The following is a 3613-nucleotide window of genomic DNA, read 5'->3' as shown; positions in this document are numbered from 1 at the left end:
TTTCAATATTTAGCCCCCATCGTGGCGGTTAAATCTCGGTCCTTAAGTCATCACCCTATCTGTTGGTGTATCTGACTTAAGAGGCTCTATGTATGTTGTTAATAAAAAAGCCACACACAGCTTTTACAGCGATACATAAACAACACTTTTTAAATTTTTTGTTAGTACTATTCAACACCGTTGAGTTGTTGCTATTTAGTACTTGCGCTTAAATCTATAACAACAGTTTTAGATAGAGTCGCGTTTCGTGTGTAAAAAATTGTTTTTAAATGATAAACCAAATTCGAAGCTATGTTTTAAACCTAGCTAACTAGTTTTAGCTCATCACATTGCATGAGCGCAAATAAAATGGAAAGTTGAACATTTATGAATAAGTTAAATTGGCGACGTATAGTACTTAAAGTAGGTAGTGCTTTAATTGCACCGGATCAAGATGGCTGCCGTTCACGTTACATATTAACCATTGCACAGTTTATTGTTCGCTGTCGTGCTCGTGGTATTGAAGTTATTTTAGTTTCGTCAGGCTCAGTTGCTGCAGGGGCACATTTGTTCCCATCAGATACAGCACGTTCAGTCGTGATGAAAAAAGCAATGGCTGCCGCAGGTCAAACAGAAATGATAGCAATGTGGGATAGGTTTTTTGACTTTCCATCAGCTCAATTATTATTAACCCACGGTGACTTACGTGATCATGAACGCTATCAAAGTATTCGCGAAACTGTATTTACTTTACTTGAGCACGGCGTGTTACCTATTATTAATGAAAATGATGCAGTAACAACCGATGATCTAAAAGTAGGTGATAACGATAACTTATCTGCTATGGTTGCAGCAGCAGCTGATGCAGACGCACTGCTTATATTTTCAGATGTGGATGGGTTATATGATAAAAACCCTAACTTGCATGACGATGCTATTTTACTGCCTGAAATAAAATCAATTGATGACTCTATTTATGCTATGGCAGGATGTGCAACTAGCGCAGTTGGTACAGGCGGTATGAAAACCAAAATTGAAGCGGCTGAAAAAACAACCTCACATGGGATTTCAACTTATATTATTAACGGCTTTAAAGAAGAGACATTTACGCGTTTACTTGCAGGTGAAAACCCTGGGACTATTTTCTTACCATACGAAAAACCAATGCAAGATTCTGTACATTGGATGACGCACACTGCAAATGAGCAGGGTGAAGTTGTTGTAGATGGCTCGTTTGATAAGTCACTCGAAGGCGAAACAGGCTGTATTCGTGGCGATGAAATAATGGCCGTGCATGGCGAGTTCGCAATTGGTGACACTATTTTAGTACGCAGTGAAGATGGTACGCGTTTAGCCAAAGCAACCGCAAATTATAGTAGCTGTTTGTTGAGCTTTATTGCTGACAACGAACAGAGTGAATTCAGCGAAAAAATGCAGGACTCAATTGGACCTGTTATATCTGAAAAACATATCGCATTATTGGAGAAGTCATGAGTTTAATTACGGATATTTCACGCCAGGCAGCAAAAGCTGCTCATCAGTTAGCGTTACTCGATACCGAGACAAAAAATAAAGTGCTATTGGACATGGCTGCAGCACTACGTGCAGAAAAAGCATTTATTATTAAAGAAAACGAAAGCGATTTAGCCGCGGCACGCGACAATAACTTAGCAGCAGCAATGGTTGACCGTTTAACGCTTAACGATGAACGTGTTGAAGCAATGGCTGAAGGCATCGAAGTGATAGTAAGCTTAGATGATCCGGTTGGTCAGCTACGCGATATTACCGAGCGTCCAAATGGCATTAAAATTCGTAAAATGCGCGTACCACTAGGCGTAGTTTGTATGATTTACGAAGCGCGCCCAAATGTAACCGCAGATGCGGGTGCATTGTGTTTTAAATCGGGTAATAGCGTTATTTTACGCGGCGGTAAAGAAGCACTAAAAAGCTCACAAGCAATTGCTAGCGTAATGCACAGCGTGCTAGCAAAGCATAATTTACCAGAAGCACTTATTTCGGTAATTCCTGACCCCGATCGTGGCTTATTAATGGAATTAATGCAGCAACGTGACAGCATTGATTTAATTATACCGCGTGGTGGTGAAGGGTTAATAAACTTTGTAACCGAAAACAGCACAATTCCAGTGATCCAACACTTTAAAGGTGTATGTCATTTATATGTTGATAAAGACGCCGACCTTGAAGTGGCAATTAACCTACTGCTTAATGGTAAAACGCAACGCACCGGCGTGTGTAATGCTTTAGAAGGCTTAGTTGTACATCAAGATATTGCCGATGAGTTTTTAAACTTGTGTGCGGTAGTGTTACGTCAAGAAGGCGTTAAAATTAATGCCGATAGCCAAGCAGCTACGTATTTTGACAATGCAACAGTACTGGGCGACGATGAATTTGGTGAAGAGTATTTAGATTTAGAAATAGCCATTCGCGTGGTTCCAAGTTTTGCGGCAGCTGTAGAGCACATAGCGCAATTTGGTTCGCATCATACAGAAGTAATTTGTACTAAAAACGCTGCTACGGCAGAGTTATTCCAACGTAGTGTTGATGCTTCGGTAGTAACTGTTAACGCTTCATCGCGCTTTTCAGACGGTTCACAACTGGGCTTAGGTGCCGAGATTGGTATTGCAACGTCTAAGCTACATGCCTACGGACCTATGGGCCTTGAGTCACTAACTACTGAAAAGTATTGAGTTAATGGCGACGGTCAGATCCGCGAATAAACTTAGTTTATTTCAGGACAAAACATATTATGAATTTCAAAAGCCGAGCTGCAGCTCGGCTTTTTTGTGCAATAAACTAACTTAGGCTCTACTTCGCTAGCCAGTAAAATTAAAAAGCGTGCAATAGCGTTAGCTATATGGCGTATATTTTGGGGTTTAAATACAGAGTGAAACTTAAGATAAAATAGCGAATAAATTGATGGCTTTGAGACAATACTAAAGAGGGAGTAGGAAAGTGGTGGAGCTAAGCAGGATCGAACTGCTGACCTCCTGCGTGCAAGGCAGGCGCTCTCCCAGCTGAGCTATAGCCCCACATTCCTAAATTTTACATATTACGTAAAAGCTTGATTGCTGATTCTCAAGCGGGACGAACTTTAAGATTTTTTATAAAATAGGTCAAGTATTTTTTCACTAATTTTACCGTTTAGATGAAATTTTGGTAGACTCAACAACAATATTCAGTAAAAAGACAATTAAAAATGAAAAAGTATGCCTTAGTACTGATGGTTTTGCTTGTTGGCTGTGCTAACTCAAGTGACGAGCAACCTTATGAAATAAATAATAAACAGTTTCATGAAAAACAAGATGAACAAGGAAATAAGCTATTTGCCTACGTAGTATCGGTAAAGGCTAAAAGCCGCCAGAACATTAATTTAGATAAAAAGTTTACCCGCAGTGACTTTGAGCGTTTTGCAGCGCAAGAGCATTTTGAAGAGTCGAGTATTTTAAAATTGCAGTTAGAAGATCAAGCTGTTGAATTGTTAAATAAAGAGCTTGAAACACGCAACTATTGCCCCGCTAAGCATGAAATTAATGAGGTACTGTGGCGTGATTTAAGTGTGCAATTAAGAGGACGTTGTTTGTAGTATGTTAGCTGATAAAACAAAGTTAGCAGC

The 3613-nt window shown here is 39.8% G+C and carries 3 protein-coding genes and 1 tRNA gene; 3 read left to right on the top strand and 1 reads right to left on the bottom strand.

The window, feature by feature from the left end; genetic code table 11:
- Positions 1 to 366: 366 nt before the first annotated feature.
- Positions 367 to 1473, top strand: a complete 1107-nt coding sequence (gene proB, locus ABYB02_RS15595; protein ID WP_372763316.1) for a glutamate 5-kinase — start codon at positions 367 to 369, stop codon at positions 1471 to 1473.
- Entirely contained in the window at positions 1470 to 2687 is a 1218-nt protein-coding gene (locus ABYB02_RS15590) for a glutamate-5-semialdehyde dehydrogenase (RefSeq protein WP_372763315.1), read from the top strand. The genes proB and ABYB02_RS15590 overlap by 4 nt, the downstream gene beginning before the upstream one ends.
- A 266-nt stretch (positions 2688 to 2953) precedes the next feature.
- Here the strand turns inward: ABYB02_RS15590 and ABYB02_RS15585 are convergent.
- Positions 2954 to 3029 (bottom strand) — tRNA-Ala (locus ABYB02_RS15585).
- Between the two features lie 167 nt (positions 3030 to 3196).
- On the opposite strand from ABYB02_RS15585, the gene ABYB02_RS15580 reads away from it, so the two are divergent.
- Positions 3197 to 3583 (top strand): hypothetical protein, encoded by a 387-nt coding sequence (locus ABYB02_RS15580; protein WP_011326994.1) that lies wholly within the window; start codon positions 3197 to 3199, stop codon positions 3581 to 3583.
- The last annotated feature ends 30 nt before the right edge of the window (positions 3584 to 3613 follow it).

Source organism: Pseudoalteromonas sp. (genome assembly GCF_041613455.1).
GTDB lineage: Bacteria > Pseudomonadota > Gammaproteobacteria > Enterobacterales > Alteromonadaceae > Pseudoalteromonas.
This window is presented reverse-complemented; position numbering and strand designations above follow the sequence as displayed.